General features: G+C 61.2%; 27 protein-coding genes. 7 read left to right on the top strand and 20 right to left on the bottom strand.

What is annotated here, in order from left to right; genetic code table 11:
• Positions 1–73 precede the first annotated feature (73 nt).
• The 9 genes from miaB to ACX3P0_RS05100 all read right to left on the bottom strand — a co-directional run bounded on the left by miaB (position 74) and on the right by ACX3P0_RS05100 (position 10878).
• Positions 74–1495, bottom strand: a complete 1422-nt coding sequence (gene miaB, locus ACX3P0_RS05140; RefSeq protein ID WP_459087029.1) for a tRNA (N6-isopentenyl adenosine(37)-C2)-methylthiotransferase MiaB — start codon at positions 1493–1495, stop codon at positions 74–76.
• Positions 1496–1538: 43 nt separating this feature from the next.
• The gene (gene olsA, locus ACX3P0_RS05135; RefSeq protein ID WP_459087028.1) at positions 1539–2366 is read right to left on the bottom strand and encodes a lyso-ornithine lipid O-acyltransferase; all 828 of its coding nucleotides are present in this window, start codon (positions 2364–2366) and stop codon (positions 1539–1541) included.
• A 9-nt stretch (positions 2367–2375) separates the two neighbouring features.
• Entirely contained in the window at positions 2376–2870 is a 495-nt protein-coding gene (rimI, locus tag ACX3P0_RS05130; RefSeq protein WP_459087026.1) for a ribosomal protein S18-alanine N-acetyltransferase, read from the bottom strand.
• Positions 2870–3535, bottom strand: coding sequence for a tRNA (adenosine(37)-N6)-threonylcarbamoyltransferase complex dimerization subunit type 1 TsaB (gene tsaB / locus ACX3P0_RS05125; protein ID WP_459087024.1), 666 nt, complete (start codon positions 3533–3535; stop codon positions 2870–2872). The genes rimI and tsaB overlap by 1 nt, the downstream gene beginning before the upstream one ends.
• 6 nt (positions 3536–3541) lie before the next feature.
• Positions 3542–5719 carry a malate synthase G gene (locus ACX3P0_RS05120; protein WP_459087023.1) on the bottom strand — a complete coding sequence of 726 codons (2178 nt, stop codon included), beginning with the start codon at positions 5717–5719 and terminating at the stop codon, positions 3542–3544.
• Positions 5720–5856: 137 nt separating this feature from the next.
• Entirely contained in the window at positions 5857–7899 is a 2043-nt protein-coding gene (locus ACX3P0_RS05115; RefSeq protein ID WP_459087021.1) for a hydantoinase/oxoprolinase N-terminal domain-containing protein, read from the bottom strand.
• A 118-nt stretch (positions 7900–8017) separates the two neighbouring features.
• Positions 8018–8368: a hypothetical protein gene (locus ACX3P0_RS05110; RefSeq protein ID WP_459087019.1), complete on the bottom strand. Its 351-nt coding sequence runs from the start codon at positions 8366–8368 to the stop codon at positions 8018–8020.
• Between the two features lie 25 nt (positions 8369–8393).
• Positions 8394–8963 (bottom strand): hypothetical protein, encoded by a 570-nt coding sequence (locus ACX3P0_RS05105; protein WP_459087017.1) that lies wholly within the window; start codon positions 8961–8963, stop codon positions 8394–8396.
• A gap of 553 nt (positions 8964–9516) precedes the next feature.
• The gene (locus ACX3P0_RS05100) at positions 9517–10878 is read right to left on the bottom strand and encodes a P-loop ATPase, Sll1717 family (RefSeq protein ID WP_459087852.1); all 1362 of its coding nucleotides are present in this window, start codon (positions 10876–10878) and stop codon (positions 9517–9519) included.
• A gap of 548 nt (positions 10879–11426) precedes the next feature.
• Between ACX3P0_RS05100 and ACX3P0_RS05095 the strand changes: the two genes are divergently transcribed.
• On the top strand, positions 11427–11723 hold the full coding sequence (locus ACX3P0_RS05095) for a GIY-YIG nuclease family protein (RefSeq protein WP_459087015.1): 297 nt from the start codon (positions 11427–11429) through the stop codon (positions 11721–11723).
• Between the two features lie 24 nt (positions 11724–11747).
• On the opposite strand, the gene ACX3P0_RS05090 is transcribed toward ACX3P0_RS05095, so the two are convergent.
• From ACX3P0_RS05090 to lepA, 3 genes are all read right to left on the bottom strand, one after another.
• Positions 11748–11942, bottom strand: a complete 195-nt coding sequence (locus ACX3P0_RS05090) for a DUF2283 domain-containing protein (protein ID WP_459080657.1) — start codon at positions 11940–11942, stop codon at positions 11748–11750.
• Positions 11939–12199 (bottom strand): DUF4258 domain-containing protein, encoded by a 261-nt coding sequence (locus tag ACX3P0_RS05085; protein ID WP_459087013.1) that lies wholly within the window; start codon positions 12197–12199, stop codon positions 11939–11941. The genes ACX3P0_RS05090 and ACX3P0_RS05085 overlap by 4 nt, the downstream gene beginning before the upstream one ends.
• A gap of 433 nt (positions 12200–12632) precedes the next feature.
• Positions 12633–14444 carry a translation elongation factor 4 gene (gene lepA, locus ACX3P0_RS05080; protein WP_459080659.1) on the bottom strand — a complete coding sequence of 604 codons (1812 nt, stop codon included), beginning with the start codon at positions 14442–14444 and terminating at the stop codon, positions 12633–12635.
• 211 nt (positions 14445–14655) lie between these two features.
• On the opposite strand from lepA, the gene ACX3P0_RS05075 reads away from it, so the two are divergent.
• Positions 14656–15789, top strand: coding sequence for a pilus assembly protein TadG-related protein (locus ACX3P0_RS05075; RefSeq protein WP_459087011.1), 1134 nt, complete (start codon positions 14656–14658; stop codon positions 15787–15789).
• A gap of 12 nt (positions 15790–15801) precedes the next feature.
• On the opposite strand, the gene ACX3P0_RS05070 is transcribed toward ACX3P0_RS05075, so the two are convergent.
• Together ACX3P0_RS05070 and ACX3P0_RS05065 are read right to left on the bottom strand one after the other, a co-directional pair.
• A complete protein-coding gene (locus ACX3P0_RS05070) occupies positions 15802–16437 on the bottom strand; it encodes an NrsF family protein (protein WP_459087009.1) in 636 nt (211 codons plus the stop codon).
• A gap of 1 nt (position 16438) precedes the next feature.
• Positions 16439–16975 carry a sigma-70 family RNA polymerase sigma factor gene (locus ACX3P0_RS05065; protein ID WP_459087007.1) on the bottom strand — a complete coding sequence of 179 codons (537 nt, stop codon included), beginning with the start codon at positions 16973–16975 and terminating at the stop codon, positions 16439–16441.
• Between the two features lie 254 nt (positions 16976–17229).
• Between ACX3P0_RS05065 and ACX3P0_RS05060 the strand changes: the two genes are divergently transcribed.
• From ACX3P0_RS05060 to ACX3P0_RS05050, 3 genes are all read left to right on the top strand, one after another.
• Positions 17230–17505 (top strand): pentapeptide MXKDX repeat protein, encoded by a 276-nt coding sequence (locus ACX3P0_RS05060; RefSeq protein ID WP_459080663.1) that lies wholly within the window; start codon positions 17230–17232, stop codon positions 17503–17505.
• Between the two features lie 187 nt (positions 17506–17692).
• Positions 17693–18433 (top strand): peptide-methionine (S)-S-oxide reductase MsrA, encoded by a 741-nt coding sequence (gene msrA, locus ACX3P0_RS05055; RefSeq protein WP_459087006.1) that lies wholly within the window; start codon positions 17693–17695, stop codon positions 18431–18433.
• Positions 18434–18449: 16 nt separating this feature from the next.
• Positions 18450–19754, top strand: a complete 1305-nt coding sequence (locus ACX3P0_RS05050) for a glucoamylase family protein (RefSeq protein WP_459087004.1) — start codon at positions 18450–18452, stop codon at positions 19752–19754.
• A gap of 8 nt (positions 19755–19762) precedes the next feature.
• On the opposite strand, the gene ACX3P0_RS05045 is transcribed toward ACX3P0_RS05050, so the two are convergent.
• From ACX3P0_RS05045 to ACX3P0_RS05025, 5 genes are all read right to left on the bottom strand, one after another.
• Complete coding sequence (locus tag ACX3P0_RS05045; protein WP_459087002.1) at positions 19763–20020, bottom strand: PepSY domain-containing protein; 258 nt, start codon at positions 20018–20020, stop codon at positions 19763–19765.
• A gap of 58 nt (positions 20021–20078) precedes the next feature.
• Complete coding sequence (locus tag ACX3P0_RS05040; RefSeq protein WP_459080666.1) at positions 20079–21215, bottom strand: ABC transporter permease; 1137 nt, start codon at positions 21213–21215, stop codon at positions 20079–20081.
• A 100-nt stretch (positions 21216–21315) separates the two neighbouring features.
• Positions 21316–22236 carry an ABC transporter ATP-binding protein gene (locus tag ACX3P0_RS05035; RefSeq protein ID WP_459087000.1) on the bottom strand — a complete coding sequence of 307 codons (921 nt, stop codon included), beginning with the start codon at positions 22234–22236 and terminating at the stop codon, positions 21316–21318.
• A gap of 108 nt (positions 22237–22344) precedes the next feature.
• A complete protein-coding gene (locus ACX3P0_RS05030; RefSeq protein WP_459086999.1) occupies positions 22345–23292 on the bottom strand; it encodes an HlyD family secretion protein in 948 nt (315 codons plus the stop codon).
• On the bottom strand, positions 23289–23999 hold the full coding sequence (locus tag ACX3P0_RS05025; protein ID WP_459086997.1) for a CerR family C-terminal domain-containing protein: 711 nt from the start codon (positions 23997–23999) through the stop codon (positions 23289–23291). The genes ACX3P0_RS05030 and ACX3P0_RS05025 overlap by 4 nt, the downstream gene beginning before the upstream one ends.
• A 104-nt stretch (positions 24000–24103) precedes the next feature.
• Between ACX3P0_RS05025 and ACX3P0_RS05020 the strand changes: the two genes are divergently transcribed.
• Both ACX3P0_RS05020 and ACX3P0_RS05015 read left to right on the top strand, forming a co-directional pair.
• On the top strand, positions 24104–24577 hold the full coding sequence (locus ACX3P0_RS05020) for a CYTH domain-containing protein (RefSeq protein WP_459086996.1): 474 nt from the start codon (positions 24104–24106) through the stop codon (positions 24575–24577).
• Between the two features lie 49 nt (positions 24578–24626).
• On the top strand, positions 24627–25427 hold the full coding sequence (locus ACX3P0_RS05015) for a C40 family peptidase (protein WP_459086995.1): 801 nt from the start codon (positions 24627–24629) through the stop codon (positions 25425–25427).
• Between the two features lie 16 nt (positions 25428–25443).
• On the opposite strand, the gene ACX3P0_RS05010 is transcribed toward ACX3P0_RS05015, so the two are convergent.
• Positions 25444–26118 (bottom strand): phosphatase PAP2 family protein, encoded by a 675-nt coding sequence (locus tag ACX3P0_RS05010; RefSeq protein ID WP_459086993.1) that lies wholly within the window; start codon positions 26116–26118, stop codon positions 25444–25446.
• Positions 26119–26141 lie beyond the last annotated feature (23 nt).

The following is a 26141-nucleotide window of genomic DNA, read 5'->3' as shown; positions in this document are numbered from 1 at the left end:
TCGGAAGCCCCGACTGGGGGGGTATCCTTGAGTTCAGTTGCGCTCAACCGTCTCTCCTCATCTGCCGAACCCGTCATGCGGGGCTTTCGGCGGCCAATTCGGCATGCAGGCTGTTGAAGCCCGTTCCAGTGATTCGCACATTGATAATGTCGCCGATCTCGCCGGCTTTTTCATCAACTATTACGGGCTGCAGCCAGGGCGAGCGGCCGACCTTCTGGCCGGCCTGTCGGCCCGGCTTCTCGATCAGGGTTGGCATCGTCCTGCCGACCATTGAAACGGTGAACGCCTGCTGTTGTTCCACCAGCAATGCCTGAAGCCGCTGCAGGCGCTCGTCCTTGACCTGCTCCGGCACATGCCCATCCATTTCCGCGCCCGGCGTGCCGGGGCGCGGCGAGTATTTGAACGAGAAGGCGGAGGCATAGCCTACGTCTCGGACCAGTTGCATCGTCGCCTCGAAATCGGCATCCGTCTCGCCCGGAAAGCCGACGATGAAATCGCCGGAGATGGCGATGTCAGAACGCGCGGCGCGGACGCGGTCGAGCAGTTTCAGATAATCCGCCGCCGTATGCCTGCGGTTCATCGCCTTCAAGATACGGTCGGAACCGGACTGCACGGGCAGGTGCAGATAGGGCATCAATTGGGGCAGGTCGCGGTGCGCCTCGATCAGTTCGTCATCCATGTCGCGCGGATGGCTGGTCGTGTAGCGCAGGCGCGCCAGCCCCGGAATTTCCGCCAGCCGCGTCAAAAGCCGGCCAAGGCCCCATTCTGCCCCGCTTTCGCCTTCGCCGTGCCAGGCATTGACGTTCTGGCCGAGCAGCGTCACCTCGCGCACGCCGGCCTCCGCCAACCGCTCCGCTTCCGCAACGATCTGGCTCACCGAGCGCGAGACTTCCGAGCCGCGCGTATAGGGCACCACGCAGAAGGTGCAGAACTTGTCGCAGCCCTCCTGCACGGTGAGAAACGCGGTGACGCCGCGCCGGATAATCTCGGCGCGCTTCGGCTGCGGCAGGTGCTCGAACTTGTCTTCGAGCGCGTATTCCGTCTCGACGACCTTCTTGCCGCCGCGCACCCTGGCCAGCACGTCCGGCAGCCGGTGGTAGGTCTGCGGGCCGATGACCAGATCGACGGAAGGCGCGCGGCGGATGATCTCCGCGCCTTCCGCCTGCGCGACGCAGCCGGTAACGCCGATGGTGAGCGATTTCCCTTCCAGCGCGCGCTCGGCCTTCATGTCGCGAATGCGGCCAAGCTCCGAATAGACCTTTTCCGCCGCCTTCTCGCGGATGTGGCAAGTGTTCAGCAGCACCAGATCGGCCTCGCCGATGGCGTCGGTCGCAACATAGCCGTCGGCGACCAGCGCATCGGTCATGCGCTGCGAATCGTAGACGTTCATCTGGCAGCCATAGGTCTTGACGAAGACTTTTTTCGTCCCTGCGCCCGGCCCCTTGTCCGCCAAGCCAACCTCATTGGCCGGCGATACTGTAATGTCCAATTCCATGCGGCGGCTTCTAACGCCTTTCCATGACAAAAAACAGACGATTCTATGGTTGCGGGCGATTGGGGGCAGAAGAGCGGCTGGGGCGCGGATCGCGCCATGCGGTTTCCATCATGCCCTGGACGCGGCACTCCACCGATTTCGCCGCCTCCTTGCGGTTCGAGCCGCGCGCAAACACCACTGGCTCGCCGAAATGCACTTCCACATCGAGCGCGCGCTGCGAAAGCAGCGCCTTGACGTGCGGCAGCAGATCCTGATCGCCGATCCAGGCGGAGATGGCTCGGTCATGCCGGCCGAACGCCACGCCATGCAGGCGGGTATAGGCAATCGCCACCGGCTGGATGAAGACTTCCTCGACCGCGCCCTCGCCGATCGCCATCGAAGCAGCGCCGAACAGCGTGCTCTTGAACGGCAGCAGGATATTGCCGTCGCCGGTCGAGCCTTCGGCGAACAGCACCATGGCGTCGCCCTTGCCCAGCCTTGTCGCGATTTCGCTCGCCTGGTCGCCCGACTTGCGCTTGCGCTCGCGCTCGATGAACACGGTGCGTTGCAGCTTCGACAGCCAGCCCAGCAGCGGCCATCCCTCCAGTTCGGACTTGGCGATGAATTTTACGTCGACCAGCGAGCCCAGCACCATGATGTCGGTCCAGGAAATATGGTTCGAGGCGACCAGCAGCGGGCGCTTGTCCGACAGCGTCCCGACCGCATGGACGCGAATGCCCAGCCCCTTGAGCATGGCGCGGTGCCACCATTTCAAAATGACCGTCTCGCGCCATAGGCCCGTTTTCATCGCGATAATCTGCAGCGGCGCAAGCGCCAGCGTGCTGATTGCGATGAACGCCACGGCAACGAAAATCCGGATTCTTACGATCATTATCCGTCGCTACCGCAGATCGCGACGCATGACGAGCGCGCCGGTCGGTCCGTGTTCGCTGGAGCGGTAGTAATTGGCGCGCCGGCCCACTTCGCGAAAGCCAAGCCGCTGGTACAGCGCGATCGCCGGAGCATTGGTTTCGTCCACTTCAAGAAAAAGCGCCTCGGCGCGGTGAGCATGCAGTTCGCGCAAGACAGCGTCCATCAACTGCCAGCCCAAGCCACGCCGGCGATGCGAACGGGCGACGGCGACGGTCAGGATTTCCCCCTCGCCCGCAGCCAGCCGCGCCAAAACGAAGCCCACAGGAGCCTTGGCGCCGTGGCCGACCTCGCGCACACCATAGCCGAAGACGGTGTTCTGTTCGAGCAGCGAAGAAAATTCGGCCGCGTCCCATGGCCGGACAAAGTCCTCGCGATGCAGCGCGGACACGGCCTCGCTGTCGGCCACCGTCAACGGTTCCAACGCAAACTCCTTTCGCCCCGACGACAGGAAAGGGATGCGCATCAGGAAGTCCTCGGCAGGACGAAACCGGCCTGCGGCTTGGCATCGGCTTCGCGCAAATAGACCGGATGGGGTTTTTCGCCAGCGCCCCTGGCGATCGCCAGCCTTGCATATATTGCTATATCGGCTGTCGCCGCGGTCGGCCCAAGGTCGAAAGCGCCGGTCGCGATTTTTTCCGCCGCCGTCCCGGCCAGCACCGGAGCGCTGGCGTTGGCCATGCCGGTCATTTCGGACAGCGTCGCTATGGCCGGGCCATGGCGCAAGATCCCTGCTTCATCATAGAAAGCGGCGTGGAATTCTTCGCGCCCGGCATCCAACGCCGTCAGCACCGCACGGCCCGGAAATTGTGTTCGCGCTTCCTGCGCCAGGGCTTCCAGCGTGGTCACGCCGATGGCCGGGATTTTCAGTGCCAGCGCCAGTCCGCGCGCGGTGGAGACGCCGACGCGCACGCCGGTAAAGGAACCGGGCCCGGTGGAGACGGCAATCGCGCCGAGGTCGGGGTAGCCGACGCCGCCTTCTTTCAGAGCGTCGGCAATTACCGCCATCAAGTGTTCGGCATGGCCCTTGCCGAGATCGAGCACGCTGCGGCCGAGTTCCCTCTGCGCGACCGCATCATAGACGCAAGCCGCGCACAGGCTGGCAGCGCAATCGATGGCGAGGACGATCATGGCCGTTTACGAAGCACCCTTCTCGCGCGCCTTCAACTCCAGACGCCGTGCGTGCAAAAACGGCTCGGTGTAGCCGTTGGTCTGCTCGCGGCCCCTGAACACCAGGTCGCAGGCGGCCTTGAACGCGATCGAACCGTCGAAATCCTTGGCCATCGGCCGATAGAGCGAATCGCCGTCGTTCTGGCGGTCCACCACCAGCGCCATGCGCTTCATCGTCTCCATGACCTGCTCCTCGGTGCAGACCTTGTGGCGCAGCCAGTTGGCGATGTGCTGCGAGGAAATGCGCAGCGTGGCGCGGTCTTCCATCAGGCCGACATCGTGGATGTCCAGCACCTTGGAGCAGCCGACGCCCTGGTCGATCCAGCGCACGACATAGCCCAGAATGCCCTGCGCGTTGTTGTCCAACTCGGCCTGGATATCTTCGGGCGACCAGTTCGGGCGCACCGCTACCGGCACCGACAGGATGTCTTCGAGCTTTGCCTTCGGCCGGTTCTTCAGCTTCTCCTGCACAGCCTGCACATCGACCCGATGGTAATGCGTGGCGTGTAGGGTCGCCGCCGTCGGCGACGGCACCCATGCCGTATTCGCACCTGCCCTGGGGTGGGCAATCTTCTCGACCAGCATCGCCGCCATCATGTCGGGCATCGCCCACATGCCCTTGCCGATCTGCGCGTGGCCGACAAGCCCGCATTCGAGGCCGGTATCGACGTTCCAGTCCTCATAGGCTGAAATCCACGCGGCCTGCTTCATGTCATCCTTGCGGATCATCGGGCCGGCTTCCATCGAGGTGTGGATCTCGTCGCCGGTACGGTCGAGGAAACCTGTATTGATGAAGGCGACGCGATCCTTGGCCGAACGGATGGCTTCCTTGAGGTTGACGGTGGTGCGCCGCTCCTCGTCCATGATGCCCATCTTGATGGTGTTTTCCGGCAGGCCGAGCAGCTTCTCGACCCGTGCAAAAAGCTCCACAGCAAACGCCACTTCGTCCGGCCCGTGCATTTTCGGCTTGACCACGTACATGGAACCGGCGCGCGAGTTCCGGCGCGCGCCGTTCGGTCCGATGTCGTGCAACGCGATCAGCGCCGTCATCGCCGCATCCATGATGCCTTCCGGAATTTCCGTGCCGTCCGACAGAAGGATCGCCGGGTTGGTCATCAGGTGGCCGACATTGCGCACCAGCATCAGCGAACGGCCCGGCAGCGAAAGCGTAGCGCCGTCGGGTGCGGTATAGGCGCGGTCGGGGTTCAGCTTGCGGGTAAAACTCTTGCCGCCCTTGCTGATTTCCTCGGAAAGGTCGCCTTTCATCAGGCCAAGCCAGTTGCGGTAGACGACGACCTTGTCCTCGGCATCGACGGCCGCGATGGAATCCTCGCAATCCTGAATGGTGGTCAGCGCCGATTCCACGATCATGTCGGCGATGCCGGCCGCATCGGTCTTGCCGATGGCGTTGTTCCGGTCGACCACGATCTCGACATGCAGGCCGTTCTTGACCAGTAGCACCGCTTGCGGGTTGGCGGCGTCGCCGCGATAGCCGGCGAACTGTTTTGGATCGGCAAGCGTGGTGGTGCCGCTACCGGCTGCCAGCCGAAGCATGCCGTTCGCCACCGTGAACCCGCTGACGCCGGCCCAGCTACCCGTGGTAAGCGGCGCGCTTTCATCAAGAAACGCCTTGGCCCAGACGATGACCTTTTCGCCCCGCTTGGGGTTGAAGCCCTTGCCCTTTTCGGCCCCGTCCGTCTCGGGTATCGCGTCGGTGCCGTAGAGCGCGTCGTAGAGCGAGCCCCAGCGCGCATTGGCGGCATTCAGCGCATAGCGCGCATTCATCACCGGCACGACCAGTTGCGGACCGGCGACGACGCCGATCTCCGGGTCGACATTCGTCGTCGTCACGGCAAAGGCCGGCCCTTCCGGCACCAGATAGCCGATCTCCTTCAGAAAACCCTTATAGGCCTCCATGTCGATCGGCGCGCCGTTGGCGCGGTACCATTCATCCAGCTTTGCCTGCATGGCATCGCGGGTTGCCAGCAGCGCCCGGTTCTTCGGGGCGAGGTCATGGGCAATGGCCGAGAAGCCGTTCCAGAACGCATCGGCCGTGATGCCGGTGCCGGGCAGCGCTTCGTTCACGACGAAATCGTGAAGCTCCCGCGCAACCTTCAGTCCGGCTATTTCGATACGTTCAGTCATTTCAAATTTCTCCAAGTCCTTATCGCAGCTATTTCAGCGCAGCATGAGGGGCGTTTGCCATGACCGGGCGAAACGGTCAATTCGGCTTACGATGAAGCCCGATCATACGCCCTTCCGCTTTGCCTGCGCGCAATGGATCAAACCGCGATCCGCGGCCTGCCCGATGCGACCGCCACGACAAGCGCCTCGACGAACATGCGCTGGTCCTGCACCATCGAAACGTGGAATTGGCACGTAACCTCGATCTCGGCATTGTCGGTGCCGGCTTCCTCGGCACGGCCGGCGGCGATCCGGCGCACGTCTTCCCGGGCAGCGGCGATAGCCGGCTCTTCGGTCTCGAAATCGCGAATGGTCTCGCCCGAGGCGAGACGGAACACGCCTTCCTGCGGCTGGCTGACGCGCGCTTCCGCAGAAACCCGCACCTGCCCGACCACCGCACCCAGCGCGTTGGCGACGCCGGCATCGTCCGGCACCAGACATTCATTGCCGACAAGCGCCGGCAAGCCGGCATAATGCAGCGCCGCCGACGCACCGAGACCGATGACCGGCCGATCGAGCGAGACAGCAAGGCGCGCGATGTCCCCATGTGCATCGAGCGCGCGCTGGACCAGCGCATGCGCGACCGTCGCGGCGCCGTCCATCCCATCCTCGGCGAAGGCCGTTTCCAGGACCGCTTCAGCCGAACGCCGGGTAAGCGTGCTCAGCACGCGCTGCGCCAAATGCTCGGCCGAAGTGGCGATGAGCTGCCCGCGCCCGTCACGCTTGCGGGCAAACAGTTCGGCACCGAGTTGGGCGGTCTTTGCATTCCAGTTTGCCTGCCGGCCCAGCACATGGGCGGCATCCGACGGCGTGAAACCGCATACATGGACAAGGCCCCGCGCCACCAGCCGGTTCAAGGTCGCGTTCTGGGCATTGGAGATGAGCAGCCGGTCCAGCGCCAGCGGCACCGTGCCGATCGCCTCGTAGAGATGCGCCTCCGCCTTCGACAAGCCCGCCGCAAGCCGTTCGGGAACGCCGGTGCGGATGGTGAAACGCCCGCTCATGCGGCTCGGGTTCGGATCGCGCAACTGGCGCTCCAGTTCGGACGTGACCGCGTCGGCGTTCATCATCCCGGCGAGCGCCAGCGGGACAAGCCGGCGCGGCCCGAGCAGGAGTTTCGGATCGAGCGCACCCGGCTGCAATCCCACCTCGGAATCGCCGCCAAGGCCGAAGGTGCGCATCGCGACAGCCTCGACCATGGTGCGGAACCCGCCAACCGTCGCCCCCTCCGGGTCGAGCCTGGGGTGGCCGCGGTCCAGCACGGCGACGTCGGTCGTGGTGCCGCCGATGTCCGAAACGATGGCGTTGGCGAGGCCGGTCAGGTGGCGGGCGCCGACGAGGCTGGCGGCCGGGCCGGAAAGGATCGTCTCGATCGGGCGCTGGCGCGCGAAGGCCGCCGAAACCAGCGCGCCGTCGCCGCGCACCACCATCAGCGGCGCGGAAATGTTGCGCGCTGCCAGAAAACCCTCAGTCGCGGCGACCAGCCGGTCGATCATGGCGATCAGCCTGGCGTTGAGCAGCGTCGTCAGCGCCCGGCGCGGTCCGCCGAGTTTGGCCGACAATTCGTGGCTGGCCGTAACCGGCAGCCCGGTGCGTTCGCGGATCAGGTCGCGCGCGGCCAGTTCATGCGCCGGATTGCGGGTGGCGAAGTAGGCGCAGACGGCAAAGCCCGACACCGATTTTTCCAACTCGGGCAGCGCTGCCTCCAGTGCGGAAAGATCGAGATCGGCGGTGTTGCCATGCACGTCATGGCCGCCGGGCACGAAAAGCACGGGATCGGACGCCAGCGCCTTGCGCAGGCCGTCGCGGTCGAGATCGGCCTCGGAAAACCCGATCATGACCAGCGCCACGCGCCCGCCCTGCCCTTCGACCAGCGCATTGGTGGCAAGCGTGGTCGACATCGACACCAGCTTGATGCCGGCCGGATCGGTGCCGGCTTTCTGCAAAACCGCGTCGACCGCGCCCGAAATACCGACCGCCAGATCGTGGCGCGTGGTCAGCGACTTCGCCTTGGCGTGAACCGTCCCCTTTTCACCGCCGCTGTCCGACCAGAGCACCGCATCGGTGTAGGTGCCGCCGGTATCTATGCCGAGAAAAAGGGGAGCGGGGACAAGCGGCGAGGGCTTCGGGCGAGCGTTCATTTTACATGCGGTCCGGGGAAGTTGGAGGAATGATCCTCAAGCCCTAGACCATAGCGGCCCTGGGATAAAGCCACGACCACGACGCCGGACGGCGCATTGCCGCTGTTTCGCAGCCCTTTCAGGGCGTGATGGAGATGACCTGCGTCGACTTGGCCAGGCACAGGAAGCAGCAATATTCGCAAGGCGGCTGGTCATTGTCCGGCCCGACGCCGAAGAAAACGCTGTCGTCGCCATTGATCCAGGCGCCATAGCAAATCCGCTCGCCGGCCTCGCAACTCACCGGCACCGACTTCTTTTCCTTGGCTTCGAGGAAATAGACCTTGTTGTCGCCCGGCCACACCACATTGCGGTCATGGCTGAACAGTTCGACCGCAACCCCGCGATCCTGCTGGTTCTTCATGTAGAAATTCATGTCGTCCGCGAAAGCGGGATTTACGAGAACCAAGGCGATGATGACGAAGCGAATCATGGCGTTTCCCCGGCTAACCACGCGATCATGCCACGAAATCGCCCGGACCGGAATCCTGCTTCGCATGCCAGGCGCACAGACGGTCGACCTCGGCACGCACCGCCTCGCGGTAGCTTGCGATGATGTCGAGATCGAGCGGCACGCAGGGCGGAAAGACGGCGAGATCGATGTTGAACGCATCCTCGTCGCGGCGGGCACGGCAGGCCTTTTCGCGCCGGCACTGATGCTGCCCGCACCTCTGGAAATTGCCGAGCGCGCCGCACAGGAGTTGCATCAGCTTGAGATAGACGCCGCGGGCGCGAAAATGCCGCTCGAGCGAGCGCCGGTAGGCGGCATGTTGCGCCTCGCTCACGCCCCTGCCACGCGGCTGGAACCTGAGCTTGAAGCGCGGCGTACCGGCATCGGGCTGCGCGTAGAGGTAGGTTTCGGTGGTGACCAGATGCGAAAAATCCGATTTTGGCGGGTTCGGATCGAGCGGGCGCGGCAGCATGCGCTCGGGCGGGATGCCCGGTATCGGGTCGAGCCGGACGAAAACCGGCTTCAGCCCCGGCGGGAAGGGATTGCCGGCGGTGGAAAGAATGGGTTTTGGGTTCATCGTGCCGGCCTCCTTCGATCTGTTGGTTCGCCCCTAACGCTGCAGTTTCTCTGGACCGCCCAGCTTTGCGCTCAACTTCCCGTTGCCGCGCCTGACGGCCGGGCTTTGGCATTTCCTGGTGCGCATGACTCGCGTTCTCGACCTGGCTTGCCCAGTCGAGGCGTCATGGGTATTCCGGGAAGACGGGCGGTCGCGGGATCGCTCGTTTTCTATATTAGTGCGATCTCGCGACCGCCCATCCGGCGTTTTTAAGTCTGCGTCCGGTCCGCTACGCTTTTTTGGGCATTTGCGCCCGAAAAGCTTGTGTGCTCGCTCCAGCACGCATGGGCCGTATTACCCACGGGTGACCCTCTGGCCGCAGCCTCCCCGGGCAACGGGCTTCGTAAACCCATAACCGGAGGCGCCGATCTCTCCCCGCTTCGAACGACTCCGGAACGTTCCCGGCAGGAGAAACTGCGCGGGATTATGCGGGAGGGTGGAGAGGGTGTGGAAAAGATTTTTAAGAGTTCGGCAAATTGCATGCGCAAGTGCATGTTTGCGCCAGGTACAATTTCTATCCGAGATTTGGCGTAATACCTAAGCTTCGCCATAGCATTGGGCTCACCGAGAAAGCCGCGTCGATGGCAATTTGGTCGGGCAATATCACAGTTTCATTTCGGTAACAGGCTCGATAGATATCCCCTTTGGATAACTTCAATTCAATTGCGCCCACTTTGTAAAGCACAGCCATCAATGATGTCGCGACTTCCCGAATCTTAGAAAGATTCTCACGCTTGGCATAGATTTCGCATTGCCTAACCACGCTATCCTTGTGTTGGCCATTTTTATAGGCGTCATCAATACCCAAGCATATATCGATAATAATCTCTCTCGTAGCAATCTCGCTAAGCTCATTTCGGCCAGTCCTACCTTTGAGGAACCCGAGGTACAACCGGAGGTGTGGATGTAATATTGCCCATTCTCTGCACAGCGCCTCGTACCTTTTTTTCGAGTATTCCGCTTCCGAATCGGTGATAATCTTGGGTGTGACGCTCGCGGAGCCGGCGGCTCGATCCAGTACGACATTTATAAAAGCTATTACATCTCTAGGCCGGAATAGCGTTCTGTCTATTAAATAATCAAAGGTTGGCTGCTTTCGAATAGCTCCAGGGAATACATCCGAGAATTTTACTCCCTGTTTGGTATAGACACTTTTGAATAAATACTCGATTCTACGTTCAACGACCTGCCGTAACTCCTGCGGGCGCCATTTTATTTCACAAATTATACCCTCATATTTTTCAGGCTGCAGACTATCAGAATCGTCACTAAGCAAAGATATTTCATACAAGTCAGAACGAAGAGCAATAATAACCTTAACATTCCTAAGTTTTCTGAAACTTTTTGCGGCCTCTATTAACGATCTGATCAAACTATATTTGATATTATTATCAGCCAAATCTAAATCTAAATCATCGATAATAACATAATAATTCTTCTGCTTGTTCTCCATGATCTCGTTGAGCGTATCGATCGCTCTCGATAAATCCCTTATCTGGAGATCGGAAACCGCCTTTTTTGTCCTGGCAACTATCTCCTTTTTTTGAGACCCAGATAAAGTCAATGTTGAACTCAACCCAGACTCTACCTTAGCGTAGTCAACTCCCAACGCAGCCTTGATTTCACTCGCGAGCTTCGCCTCAAAGCCATCCGATATCTCACGGAGCACCTCATCGTGCTCAACCCAGAATTTATCAGAATACTGCTCCAAATACTGTCTGACCTTCATTTTCGAATCGGACAGCCGATCAATTGCTTTTTGGAACAAGCCCCTATTCTCAAAATAGCACTGAATTGCCTTGGTGCATAATATGTGCTTCCATAACAATTGAAATAGAACAGATAGGTCACACCCGTTATCTACAAGAAAAGATATTATATTTGAATTTGCAATGTAATCAAAAGATATCTTTTGGATCTATCCGAATCGAATGATCGCTAGAAACTTCAATGTGGTTTAATATGGCGGTCTTGCCGGACCCGGTCCTACCAAGAAGGATGCATTTCGACGAGGCAATATCCCTTAACTGCGCGATTATTGGCAGGCCAACAAAGCACTCATCCAGGAATTTCGAGTCATCTTCTGCGGCAGGTTCACCAATATGAACACTTGGTCGAAGTACAATCTTACCGATCATGTGCCCTCAAAGAACCGACTCGGCCTATCGTCACGGGAAGCTAATCCAGATTAGCAACCACAATTTATAAAAGGCAAAGGCTTTATCGATCCATAAACGTTCCTAAGTGCCAAAACAGAGATTCACACCTCACCACAGCCTTATAAAGTCTGTGGCCTCATGGGTTTAGTAGTGCAGGGGGGGGGCAGCGGCTTCGAGCAATGAGGCCTTAGTTGCCTGGCCCATGTTGCCCTCCTTATTCGACAGGCTCATCATGACGTAACAGAACATAGAGTCCCCTCAGCCCATGGAAATCACCGTCTACATCGTCCGTTGCTCCGATGGCTCTTACTATACCGGGCTGACCAAGCAGGAGATCAACGCTCGGGTGTGGGAGCACAATGAGGGCGTCTATGACGGCTACACTAGGAAGCGGCGGCCGGTGGTGCTGGTGTTCACCGAGACCTATGACCGGATCACCGACGCCATCGAGCGTGAGCGGCAGATCAAGGGATGGTCGCGGGTGAAGAAGGAAGCGCTGATCGCGCTGGATTATGAGGCTTTGCCGGAGTTGGCGAGCCTTTTCGTCTTGCCTGCAGAATGAGGGTAGCCGGTAAAACGATGTGCCCTAGGCCGCCTGCTCCAGCATAGTTCGCGGCAAGTTCTGGCGGGCGTCAAGCACTTCCATGCCAACGATGTGACCTTCGGTGTCGTAGTCGAGAACAATCCCGTCGGAAACCTCTTCGCTTTCGAGGACTTTCTCCGAGGAAAACCGGATATAAGCCGCATTGGCTTCCGGATCATATTCAAATTTAGGCGTCATTTAGACCTCGCTCGGCGGTCAAGGAACGCCGATATTATACGCATTTCCTCAGGTGTTTCCACCACGGCGACACGCAATATACGCCCTTGCCGCGCGGAAACCGCTCTGAATCGGCGTTCAACCCCATCCTGTATCGGGTCGGCTTCAACCCAGGACGGTGCTCGCGCCGTTTCCTCCACCCATGCTTTTTCCAGTTCTCGCTCCTGCATGACCGTCGAGGCATGGGCCGTGTATCGAATTGGTTTCAATGCAACCATTGCGTTTACCATAGGAATATTATCATAATAATGGCATATTACAATAGAGGCCGCAAGCGATTATTGCCACTTTTAACAACCTTGGATTGCATTTGGATGAAAAATAGAATTCGCGATGAATAAACCCGGCCGTCGTTTCAGGTCGCTGAAGGTGGCCTCGCTGCGCTCGGCACCTCTCCCCAAGGGTGCGAGGAAGGAGGCCCGGCGCCCCCGGCTTCCCAGCCCTTCGCAGGCTCAGGGCGTTCGAAGTTCGAAAAGCCAAGCAATTGGCTTTTCGTGGCCTGTGGTCACTTGGTAAAAAAAGAAAAGAGAGGTATGCGCTGACTAGCGCCACCCCCCGGGGTGGGACCCGGTGCCTGCGGCACCTCCCACCCGGACTTTCGCTCGCATAGACCCACCAGGTCTATGCGTTCGGCCCAAAGGGCCGAACCGCTCAGTCCCCCATCTTCAGCGCCTGGATGAACGCTTCCTGCGGGATATCGACCTTGCCGAACTGGCGCATGCGCTTTTTGCCTTCTTTCTGCTTGTCGAGCAGCTTGCGCTTGCGGGAGACGTCGCCGCCGTAGCATTTGGCGGTCACGTCCTTGCGCAGCGCCGAGATCGTCTCGCGGGCGATGACCTTGCCGCCGATGGCGGCCTGGATCGGGATCTTGAACAAATGGTTCGGGATCAGTTCCTTCAGCTTCTCGCACATGACGCGGCCGCGTTTTTCGGCGGCGGTGCGGTGCACCAGCATCGACAGCGCGTCGACCGGCTCCTCGTTGACGAGGATCGACATCTTGACGAGGTCGCCCTCGCGATAGTCGGTCAAATGGTAGTCGAAGGAGGCGTAGCCCCTGGAGATCGACTTCAACCGGTCGTAGAAATCGAACACCACCTCGTTCAGCGGCAGGTCGTAGACCAGCATGGCGCGCTTTCCGACATAGGACAGGTCGGCCTGAATGCCGCGCCGGTCCTGGCAGAGTTTCAGGATCGCGCCGAGATAATCGTCGGGGGTGAGGATGGTGGCGCGGATCCACGGCTCCTCGATCGAGGTGATCTTCATCACGTCGGGCATGTCGGCGGGGTTGTGCAGTTCCTTCTGCGTCCCGTCGGAGAGGTTCAGCCTGTAGACGACGCTGGGGGCGGTGGCGATCAGGTCGAGGTCGAACTCGCGCTCCAGCCGCTCCTGGATGATTTCCAGATGCAAGAGGCCGAGGAAGCCGCAGCGGAAGCCGAAGCCGAGCGCCGCCGAGCTTTCCATTTCATAGGAGAAGGAGGCGTCGTTGAGGCGCAGCCGGCCGACGGCGGCGCGCAGATCCTCGAAGTCGGCGGCGTCGACCGGGAACAGGCCGCAGAACACCACGGGCTGCGCCGGCTTGAAGCCGGGCAGCGCCTTGTCGGTGGGGCGCTTGTCCTCGGTGATGGTATCGCCGACGCGGGTGTCGGCCACTTCCTTGATCGAGCCGGTGATGAAGCCGAATTCGCCGGGGCCGAGTTCGTCCACGGCGACGCGGGCGGGCGTGAACACGCCGGTGCGCTCGACCAGATACTTGGCGCCGGTGCCCATCATGCGGATGGTCTGGCCCTTCTTCATGACGCCGTCGATGACGCGCACCAGGACGATGACGCCGAGATAGGCGTCGTACCAGCTATCGACCAGCATCGCCTTGAGCGGCTTTTTGGCGTCGCCCTCGCGCGGCGGCGGCAACTGGTTGACGATGGCCTCCAGCACGTCGGGGATGCCGATGCCGGACTTGGCCGAAATCAGCACGGCTTTCGAGGCATCGATGCCGATGACTTCCTCGACCTGCTCGCGGATGCGCTCGGGCTCGGCGGCGGGCAGGTCGATCTTGTTCAGGACCACGACGATCTCGTGGTTGTTGTCGATGGCCTGATAAACGTTGGCCAGCGTCTGCGCTTCGACGCCCTGGCTGGCGTCGACGACCAGCAGCGAACCCTCGCAGGCGGCGAGGCTGCGCGAGACTTCATAGGCGAAGTCGACATGGCCGGGCGTGTCGATCAGGTTGAGGATGTAGTCCTCGCCATTGTTGGCGCGGTATTTCAGGCGCACCGTCTGCGCCTTGATGGTGATGCCGCGCTCCTTCTCGATGTCCATCGAGTCCAGCACCTGCTCCTTGCCGGCCATTTCGCGCGCATCCATGCCGCCGGTCAGCTGGATCAGCCGGTCGGCAAGCGTCGATTTGCCATGGTCGATATGGGCGACGATGGAGAAATTGCGGATGTGGGAGATAGGTGTGCTCATGGCGCGCGCTTTAGCAGGCAAGACAAGCAGCGGCAATGGGCAGCAGCAATGGGGGCCGGCAAACGACGGAAGCACGCAGGAAGCGGCGACCGGGGCGGCTTCAGGCGGGCATGCGGGAACGGCAAAACATTAAATTGTAACCAAATTTGTTAGCGCGAAATTCGCGACCTGCATGGTAAATCGGCGGCCAAGACTGTTTCCGGGGGCTATCATGCTGTCGAACCGATCCAAATTCCTTGCATCCGAGAGTGGCTCTCTCGTGCCGATCTTCGCTCTTTCGCTGCTGCCGCTGCTGCTCGCGGTCGGGCTGTCGGTGGACTACACATCGGCCACGACGACGAAAGCGGACATGCAGAGCGCGCTTGACGCCGCCAGCCTGTCGATCGTCACCATGCCCAAGGATGCATCGCGCGCCGACCGCCAGACGGCCTTGCAGGCAGCGTTCCTCGGCAATGGCGGCAACGGCGCGGCAGCGCTCAATGCCTTTTCCATTGGCGCGGACGGCACCGTCAACCTGCAGGCATCGGCAACATACGCCATGCCTACCAACTTCATGCAGCTTGCCATGATCAAAGCCGTGCCGGTTGGCGTCCAGACATCCGTCAACAAGACGCCGGCCTTGGTCGAAGCCACGTTCAAGATCGACCTGGCTTCGGGCTGGTGGAGCAAGAAGATATATCTGTATGGCGTGAAGTTTGGCGAAACGAAAGCGCAAAAGCTCCTGGAGATAGATTATACCTACAAACAATACAACTATACCTATAAGTATGGTGGAAAAAATGAGACTATATCCGAGCCGAAAGGCTACGGCACGACCGTTGTCAATAAAATTACAACTGTGTCTGGAAAAGAAAAACTTGAACCGATACAGTCTCAAACATGCGATACTAAAGTAAGCGACACCAACAATGCTCCGGCAGGGGTAATTACAAACGATGCGCAGCGGAAAGACGGCAAGAAAATCTATTTCCAGACGACGTGCCCCCCGCCCAGCAACGAGGGCGCGGTGATTGACGTCAGCCAGATGAACAGCCTGTACCTGCAAATGGATGTGTACAAGACCAACGGATTGCAGCCGACCAACAAGCTGAAATCCGATGACCCGGAAACGTCGGATCATTTGTATATCGGCAATCCGGACATCCAGGACGGCAAGATGCTCCAGGTCGAACAGAAAAAAGTCGTCGACATCTTTACCGCCGTTCCATGCGGCAAGACCAGCAAGCAAGCCTGGGAAGATGGCGGTTCGGACGACGACATGGCCGAACATGCCGACTTTTCCTATTTCGTGACCGGCAAATGCGATTTCAACAAGCGCCCGTCCGAAACTGTGCTTACGCAGTAGGAGCGGCCCGACCTACCAGCGCAATACACGCCTGCCGACTGCTGCGCCGAGGACGGCAAGCAAGGCAATTGCCACGCTGTACCAAGTGGCGACGAACAGGGGCGAGTCGTCGGGACAGTGGATGGCATAGAAGCCGGCTCCGATGCCTCCGGCCAGAAGACCGGCCACGGCTCCCGACAAAAGAGGTCTGGCCGGCGCTCCACGGCGCAGGGCCGCGAGAAGAACGGCAAGCGGGGCGATGCCGATCAGCGGTATGAACAGGAGACAGACCGTACTGTTGGTCCCGATCCAGCGGACATACCAGCCCGATGGCGGCACAACCATCATCTCGCCGAGCACAGTCATTGCCAGCAGCGCCGGAGCCAAGGCAAGAAGGCCTGCAATGCGTGGGCTTGCCTGCGGCCGAGCCAGCACCGCCGTACAGGCAAGCGCTGTTATCGCCAAGGTCACAGCCATGGCGATCTTCAGCAGGAAGCGGGGCGTCTCGACGGCCGATTGAAAATCGGGGCGAGGTCCAAGCAAGCTGAAAAACACCGCCGCCGCCAACAGGAGGGCGATGACAATCGCGCCGGCAAGCGCCAAGCCGAATGACGGTCCTGTCGCTCGTGTGTCTATGGCCAGGGTGGCGATAAGATCGTCGGTTTTCATGTCAATCGTTCCCGAACCGTTTTGCGATCGCGGCCAAACCCCGATGGAATGCGACACGGACGGCGGCCTCCGTCATACCAACGGACTTGGCGGTCTCGGCAATAGAGCGTCCCTCGACAGATATGGCGCGCACGACCGTCCTTTGGACCGGCGTCAAAGTCTCTATTACCCGGCCGATGTCCCGAGAGCTGACGCTCTGCCTCTCGGGTTCGGCCAACGTTTCTGAAAAGTCCGCTATATCTATTTCCATAGCGCGACCGCGCCGGCGAAATGCGTCGATTATCTTGAACCGGGCGACTGCGAATACCCAAGGCAGGACTGCGGCATCCTGCCTCCAGGTGTGGCGCTTTAGATGGATCGCCAGCAACGTCTCCTGCACGATGTCCTCTGCGTCGATACCACCCAGCGACAATCGCTTCCGCGCAAAGCCGCGCACCCGCGAAGCGACCTCAGCCAGGAAAGCCGCATAGGCCCGCTCATCTCCAGCAATTGAAGCCCTGAGCAACGCGGCAAGTTCGGCTTCGCCAGCGATCCGCACACGGTCTCCCTTATTATTCGGCCGCCGACGCTCGCTGTTACGGGCAGCAGCGGAAATGTCCAAGCAATGCAGCCAACGATCACGAAACTGTGTTGCCTGGCAGCGGTAACAACGGCGGCTGGCCCGCGAAATGCCGATGAATGCGTTGCCAGCAAGAAAGGCAGCCGACCAGCAAGATTTGCGCAACGCCGCACCCGCGGCGCCGCAAAATGCCGGCGCCCGTCAGAGACGCCAACCACCCAGAGGAGACTGCAATGAAGTACATTTCCCGGACCACCCTTCCCGCGCTCGCCTTCGCTCTTGCTTCGAGCGTGCTTTTCGCCGGCGCTGCCGCCTATGCCGACGATGCAATGAAACCCGCCGACAGCATGAAAACCGACGCGATGAAGCCGGGCGACGCGATGAAACCGGCCGACGCGATGAAGGCGGAAAAGATGATGAAGGAGTGCATGGACAAGGCGGCCATGGAAACCGACACGATGAAGAAAGACGCGGCGACCAAGGCCTGCGACGCCACCAAGGCGAACTAGGAACAATCGATATTCAGCGATCGGGCGTGGCGCGTGTTCAGTTCGCCTGTATCGGGCCGTCCCTGCCCACTGCGAAGGACGGCCGTTCCTCCACCAGGGCCAAGACGAAGCCACGCACAGGAATGTGAGGCGATGTCGCCCGATTGATGCCGTATGATTGTCCCCAAATACACGATTGGAGCCATCCATGACGAAACGACTGAATTCGACAGCAAGCCGCATGTCCAGCCTTACCGGAACCGTGCTGGTTGCCTTGGCGATCTCTGCGGCCGGCTTCGCCTTCTGGCAGATGCCGGCGAAAGCCGCCGAGGACGCGGTGGTCATCCCGGCGCCGACTATGGACGAACAGGCCGCATCCGGCACCGAAACGGCGGTGTTTGCCGGCGGCTGCTTCTGGGGCGTGCAGGGCGTGTTCCAGCATGTCAAAGGCGTCGACAGCGCCGTGTCCGGCTACACCGGCGGCAGCGCCGATACAGCCTCCTACGAGACGGTCGGCTCGGGCCGCACGGGCCACGCGGAATCGGTCAAGATCACCTACCAGCCGTCTGAAATCACCTATGGCCAGTTGCTGCAGGTGTATTTTTCGGTCGCGCATAACCCGACCCAACTGAACTATCAGGGACCGGACCAAGGCACGCAGTATCGCTCGACCATTTTCGCGGCGAACGACAGCCAGAAAAAGATCGCCGCAGCCTACATCGCCCAACTCGACAAGGCGAAGGCGTTCGACCAACCGATCGTGACGACGCTGGAAACCGGCAAAACCTTCTATCCCGCCGAGGCCTATCATCAGGATTTCCTGACGCTCAACCCGACCTATCCCTATATCGTCTATAACGACCTGCCCAAGGTCGAGAACCTCAAGCAGATTTTCCCCGTGCTTTATCAGGACAAGCCGGTATTGGTGATGGCTCAGGCCAAGGAATAATTGGGATAATCGGGATTTGCACGGCACGACCCACGCGGCGGCGCTCGACCACGACCGGCTGGCGGCTCTCCAGAAGATTTCGTTCAACTACTTTCTGGAGGAGTGCAATCCGGCCAACGGGTTGATCGCCGACCGGACGCGCCCCGGCGTTCCGGCCAGTATCGCGGCGGTCGGCATGGCGCTTACCGCCTATCCGGTGGCGGTGGCGCGGGGATTCATGACCCGCCATCACGCTCGCGAACGGACGCTGGCGACGTTGCGCTTCTTCTGGAACAGTCGCCAGGGGCCGGAAAAGGACGCGACCGGCTACAAGGGTTTTTACTACCATTTCCTGGACATGCAGACAGGCCGCCGCGCCTGGAATTGCGAACTTTCCACCATCGACACCACCCTTCTCATGGCGGGCATTCTCGTTGCCGCCGCCTATTTTCGCGAGGACGAAGAGGAAGAAGCGGAGATCAGGAAACTGGCCGACGCGCTCTACCGACGTGTCGACTGGAAATGGGCGCAGGACGGCAACGCTGCGGTGACGATGGGCTGGCGGCCGGGACGCGGCTTCCTGCCCTATCACTGGATTGGATATGACGAGGCGCTGATCCTCTACATTCTGGGCCTCGGCTCGCCCACCCATCCGCTGACTGCCGAAAGCTACCGTGCATGGCTGACCGGCTACCGCTGGAAAAAGCTTTACGGGCGCGAGTTTCTCTTTGCCGGACCGTTGTTCATCCACCAGATGTCGCACATCTGGATCGACTTTCGCGGCATCCAGGACGCCTTCATGCGCGAGCATGGCAGCGACTATTTCGAAAACAGCCGGCAGGCCACCTATGTGCAGCAGCAATACGCCATCAACAATCCGCGCGGATTCGAGGGCTACCATGCCGATTGCTGGGGCATCACGGCAAGCGACGGACCGGGACCGCAGGGGGTAAACAAAGACGGAGCTGCGCGGCGCTTTTACGGATACCGCGCCCGAGGCGTACCCTTCGGCCCCGACGACGGCACCATTTCGCCCTGGGCGACGGTCGCGTCGCTGCCTTTCGCGCCGGAAATCGTGCTGCCGGCGCTGACCCATTTCCACACGATCGGCCTGAAGGACGATCATCGCTACGGCTTTACCGCGAGCTTCAACCCGACACTGGGCGGCAGCGACGACAACCCGCGCGGCTGGCAGGCGCCGGAGCATGTCGGCATCAACCAGGGACCGATCGCGCTGATGATCGAGAACTACCGCAGCGACTTCATCTGGAAGCTGATGCGGGGCTGCCCGTATGTCATCGCCGGCCTGCGGCGCGCGGGCTTTGCCAATGGATGGCTGTAGAATACCCGCTATTTCGGCTCGCCGGTCAGCGGATCGTATTTGATCTCCACCTTGGCCTTGTCGGTGGTGTAATAAGTCACCTCATAGGCACCGTCGTCCCAGTCGATCTCGCTGATGTAGCGAAAGCCCTGGCGCTGCTCGACCTTGGCCACGATTTCGGACAGTTTCTTGGCGTTCTGCGGCGGAAACCTGTTGGCATCCTGCGCTGTTGCCGCGCTGCCCATCAACAACAGGCCGGCAGCGGCGGCGGAAATCAGTTTGAGCATGGTTTTCCCTCATTCGAATTGGAGTAGGTGAACCCGGACGGGCCAGCTTTGTTCCATTTCAATCCAGGGTCCGCCGGAACCGCACCAGCGCCGTGCCGGCAAACAGCACGACAAAGCCGACCAGCCAGACGATCTCCGTGGCGATGGCCGGCAGTTCCGCGCCTTTCAGCATCACCGCGCGCACGATGCGCAGGAAATGCGTCAGCGGCAATATCTCGCCAAGGGTCTGCGCCCAGGCCGGCATGCCGCGATAGGGGAACATGAAGCCGGAAAGCAGGATCGACGGCAGGAAGAAAAAGAAGGTGAGTTGCATGGCCTGCATCTGCGTGCGCGACACGGTCGAGATGGAATAGCCGAGCAGGACAAGCCCGAGCACGAAGACAAAGATGCTGGACAGCAAAAGCGGCAGGCCGCCGACAAAGGGCACGAAGAACAGCAGCTTGGCGGCGATCAGCACCACCATGACCTGCACCGCGCCGACACAGGCATAGGGCAGCACTTTGCCCAGCATGATTTCCAGCGGGCTGGTTGGCATGGCCAGCAGGTTTTCCATGGTGCCGCGCTCGGTTTCGCGCGTCAGCGCCACCGCCGTCATCATCACCATGGTCATCTGCAAGATGACGCCGAGCAGGCCCGGAACGATGTTGTACTGGGAGACGCCTTCGGGATTGTAGAGCCGATGCACGACCACATCGAGCTGGCTGGCGGCGTTCTCGGCCGCCTGATCCTGCCTGCCCTGCGCCCGAAGCAACGCCTGTCCGGCGACCGTTCCCAGCGTGGAGATAGCGCCGGACGCCACCGACGGATCGGTCGCGTCCGCCTCGATCAGGATTTGCGGATGATCGCCGCGCTCGACGCGCCGGCCGAAATCGGCGGGAATGGTGACGACGAAGGAAACGTCGCCGCGAGCCAGAAGGAAATCGGCCTCGGCCTCGGTCTCGACGATATGGTCGAAACGGTAGTAGCCGGTATTTTCCAGCGCCGCCACCATGGCGCGGCTGTACTGGTCGCTGCTCATCGCCAAGAGGGCCGCCGGCAGGCGCTTGGGATCGTTGTTGATGGCAAAGCCGAACAGGATCAACAGCATCAGCGGCACGCCCAACATCATCGCGAAAGTGACGCGGTCGCGCCGCATCTGGATGAATTCCTTGGCCAAAAGCGCGTTGAGGCGGGCGAGGGAGAAGACGGCGTTCATAGCAGCACCATCTCATCCGGCCCTCGGCTATGGCCTCGGGCATTCGTCACTCGAAAAGCCCATTTGGGGGCTTTTCGTTCGCTTCGCGAACCGCTCCTCATCATCCCATATTGTCCTTCGAGCCGGCCATGAACTGGATGAACACGTCTTCCAGGCTGGTTTCGCCGGGCGTCACCTTTACGCCCTGATGATTTTTCTCGACATCGGCAAGGGCTGCCTTCAGCGCTTTTTCGTCGGAGCCGACGACGTGCAGCGTCGTGCCAAACGGGGCCACCTGGTCAACACCGGGCTTGCCTTCAAGCGCTGCCGCGACCTCGTTGAGTTTCGGCCCGGTGACGACGAACGTGGTCAGCCCCGCGTCGCGGATGACCTCGTCGACCGTGCCGGTCGCCAGCATCTTGCCGTAGGAAATGTAGCTGATGCGGTGGCAGCGCTCGGCTTCGTCCATGTAGTGGGTGGAAACCAGCACGGTCAGGCCGCCGCGCGCCAGCCGGTGGATCTCGTCCCAGAATTCGCGCCGCGCTTTCGGATCGACGCCGGCGGTCGGCTCGTCCAGTAACAGCAGCTTCGGCTTGTGCATGATGCAGGCGGCGAGCGCCAGCCGCTGCTTCCAGCCGCCCGAAAGCGTGCCGGCAAGCTGGTTGCGGCGCGAAGTGAGGCCGAGGTCCTCCAGTGTATCCGATACGTAGTCGCCAAGTGGCTTCAACTGGTAAAGCCGCGCCACGAATTCGAGATTCTCGCCGATGGTAAGGTCTTCATAGAAGGAGAAGCGCTGCGTCATGTAGCCGACCTCGCGCTTGATCTTCAGGCTGTCGGTGCGGATGTTGAGGCCAAGCACGGTGCCTTCGCCCTCGTCAGGCGTCAAAAGCCCGCACATGATGCGGATGGTGGTGGTCTTGCCCGAGCCGTTCGGCCCGAGAAAGCCGACGATCTCGCCCTCCGCCACGTTCATCGTCACATGGTCGACGACGGTCTTGTCGCCGAACCGCTTGACCAGGCCGTGCACGTCGATGACGTTCATTAGCGCATGCCTCTGGCATGCGAGCGAATAGGGAGTAGCGAATAGCCAATAGGGAAAAACAATCTCGACATTTTCACTCTCGAACCAAACTTTCTATTCGCTACTTCCCTATTCGCTCACCAGCCCCACATCCACGATCTGCCCCGGCTGCAACGCCCCGGCATTGCCCTGCGGGCGGGCCTCGACCAGATAGACCAGCTTCTGCCGGTTCTCGAGCGAGTAGATGACGGGCGGGGTGAATTCCGGGTCGGGCGAAACATAGCTGACCCTGGCCTTCAAATCTGGCCCGCAGCCATCGCAGTGTACGCTGAGCAGCGTGCCGATCCTGATCGAGGAAAACGCGGCTTCGGGAATATAGACAGTGAGCTTGACCGCGCCGTCCGGCAGCATGGAGATGACCGGCGCGCTCGGGCCTGCCGTGTCGCCCGGATTGCGGATTACGTCGTCGATGCGGCCCGCTGCCGGCGCGGTCAGCGTGCGCTGGGAAAGCCGCCAGTGCGCCTGGTCAAGCGCGGCCTGCGTCTGCTTGACCTGATTTTCCGCTGCCTTGATGGTTTCCGGCCGTGCCGGCAGCCGCCCGACCGCCAGATTGGCCTCGGCCTGGCCGATCGCCGCCTGCGTAACCTCCGCCTGCGTGGTGGCATCGTCGAACTGCGCCTGGGTGGCGACGTTGCGCTGCAACAGGTCCTTTGTGCGCGCCAGCGTGCGGTTGGCGTCGTCGACCTGAGCGCGCGCCGAGCGCAGTGCTGCTTCCAGCACCGCAATCTCCTCCGGCCGCTTGCCGACCTGCAAATCGGCAAGCTGGGCCTTCGCCTGCGCCAGCGCCGCCTCGGCCAGCGCCACGGCTATGCTGGCGTCGTCGCTTTCCAGCGTCGCCAGCGGCGCGCCGGCTTCGACGCGGTCGCCGCGCCTGACCGAAATCGTCTCGACCTGCGCCACCTCGATCGGCGCCAGCAGCACGTAGTCACCCTCGACATAGCCGACGGCGAGCGGGGCGGCCGGCGCGCATGCCGAAAACAACTGGACGGCAAGCGGTATCGAACAGAGGAAACTCATGAACCTTGCCCCTTTGATCCCAATCCCTTCGATCCGGGCCCTTTTCGGGCATCCAGGATGACGCCGAGATTGTTGGCGGCAACCGCCGCCACCTGAGCCGCTTGCGCCGCGCCGATGCCGCTCCAGCCCATGCGGCGCAGCACCGCCTCGCGGCCGATGCGGAAATAGACGATCTGCCCGATCAACGTGAATACGGTCAGTTTGGTCGCATCGCTTTCGGCGGGTTCGCCGGTCGCCTGCTCCCACAGAAGGCACAGGCGGCGATGCGTTGGCTCGAACACGCCGTCATAGATGCGGTCCAGCGCCGGCGACGGGCTTGCCATCTCGCGCAAGATGAACTGCACGATTTCGCCGGCTTCAGGACTGGCGACAAGGAACGTCACCATGCGGTCGAGCACTGCGAACAGTTTTTCGCGCGCGCCTTCCGGTGTGGCGACTTGCCCATCCAGCGGCCCCAGCGATTGGCCGGCAATGGCCTGGATGGTTTCCACGATATGGTCGGCAGCGGCGATGCGCAGCCCTTCCTTGCTGCCGAAATGATAGGCGATGGAACCGATATTGGCGCTGGCGTCGGCCGCGATCTGCCGCGTCGAACTGCCGTCGTAGCCATATCGCCCAAACAACCTCAGCGCCGAAAGAATCAACGTCGCGCGGGTCGCTTCAGGCGACAGCGCGCGCACCGGGGATTTCGTCGTGGGTTTGGCCATCACCTTATTTAATCAATCGATTGATTAATGTCAATTGAGACGCCTCTCTCCAAATTTGCCGCTGCCGCAATTGATTTGAGCGGCACGCCGGGCTTTAGTCGGCCATGGCCAAGGAAATAGAACGAAAATTTCTGCTGAAGGATGCGTCGTGGCTTGCCGGCGTCGAGAAGAAAATCGCCATCGTCCAGTTCTATCTGGCGATTTCGGCGGAACGCTCGATCCGCTTGCGCATCAGCAACGGCAAGGCCGCCAAGCTGACGCTGAAATTCGGCTCCGACCTCGCCGAGCGTGACGAGTTCGAATATGCGGTGCCGCTGGACGAGGCGAAGGAAATGATGGCATTTGCCATCGGCACCGTCATCACCAAGACCCGGCATCATGTGCGTCATCAGGATTATCTCTACGAGGTCGACGTTTTTTCGGGCGATCTCGACGGCCTGATCGTTGCCGAACTGGAAACGCCGGACCGGGTGGCGGACGCGATGCTGCCCGTCTGGCTCGACCGCGAGGTGACAGGCGAAATCCGCTATTCCAACGCATCGCTGGCGCTGAACGGCTTTCCGGAGCTGGTGCGGTGACCCGGCGGCAAAGGCTTGGCGGGCGGCCTTCACGCCCGGCGCATACTGAATGACTGGGGTTACCGACACGCTGCTCGACCGGCTGGGTCGATGGATTGCAGGCCGGCTGCAGGCCGAATCCTCCGGCTATGAACCCTACACGCCCTCCGATCCCGAAACGCTGCGGCGCGCGCTGGAACCCGGCGACATCCTTCTGGTCGAGGGCAACCAGAAGATTTCAGCGGCGATCAAGTACCTGACGCAATCGACGTGGTCGCATGCGGCCTTTTATATCGGCGACGCCATGCCGGAGCCGCAGGACGGTTCGGAGCGGCCTCGCCTGATCGAGGTGACGCTCGGCGAAGGCTGCGTCGCGGTGCCGCTGTCGCGCTATCGCACCTACAATACGCGTATCTGCCGCGCGAGCGGGCTTTCGCCGGACGACCGCGACCGCATGGTCGCCTTCATGACCGGCAAGATCGGCCTGCGCTACGATCTGAAGAACATTTTCGACATGTTGCGCTATTTCCTGCCGACGCCACCGGTGCCGGTGCGCTGGCGCCGCCGCATGATCGCCTTCGGCTCGGGCGATCCGACCCGCGCCATCTGCTCGACGCTGATCGCGCAGGCCTATGGCGAAATCGCCTACCCGATCCTGCCGGAAATCACCCGCGCCCCCGGCCGTGCTTCGGCGCAGTCGAACTATTCACGGCAGGAAATCCTGCATATCCGGCATTATTCGCTGTTTACGCCGCGCGATTTCGACCTTTCGCCCTATTTCCGCATCGTCAAGCCGACGCTGGAATACGGCTTCGACTACAAGGCGCTGATTTGGGCGAAGCCGGCGGCGGCCGGGGTTTCTGAAGGATAGGGTTGCCGGTATGTTTTCAGGGCAGCCAGTTCCAGAACCTTGCCGCCAGCCAGCAGATGGCTGTCCAGGCAAAGCCGGCGCACCAGCCGGCAAGGACGTCGGACGGCCAGTGGACGCCGAGATAGATGCGGCTGGTGCCGACCGCGAGCGTGACCAGCAGCGCAAGCGCCAGCAGGTAGATCCGGCTCATCCGGCCGGGCAGGAAGCTGCCGGCCATTGCCGCGAGCGTCAGGTAGGTCACGGCCGACATCATCGCGTGGCTGCTCGGAAAAGACAGCGTCGATACGTGGCTGAGATGCGAAACGAGATCGAGGCGCGGCCTGTCCACGACAAGCTTGAGCGCGTTGCACAGGACCTGGCCGCCGGCCAGCACAAGGAAGACGAACAGCGCGGCAGCCAAGCGGCGGACCAATAGCAGGTAGAAAATGACCGCGGCCATGACCAGCAAAAGCACGATCACGCTGCCCAGGCTGGACAGGTCGCGGATCGCCTCTTGCAGCCATAAAGGTCCGATTGGCATGTCCGGATGGCCGGCTTGGCGAAAGGCAAGCAGCATCTGCGTGTCGAAGGCATGCGGCGGAACGGCTGCTGCTACCCACATCAGCACGGCGAAGCCCAGTGTGCCTGCAATCGCCACCAGCACGGCCATGGCGGTGGAAGCGTTGATCCTACCCGAATGCCGGCCTGTCATCTCAATCCTGCGGCTTTTCAGGC

It is taken from the genome of Mesorhizobium sp. A556 (assembly GCF_054489545.1).
Note: the sequence above shows the minus strand (reverse complement) of the source record. Positions and strands in the feature narration are given on the sequence as shown.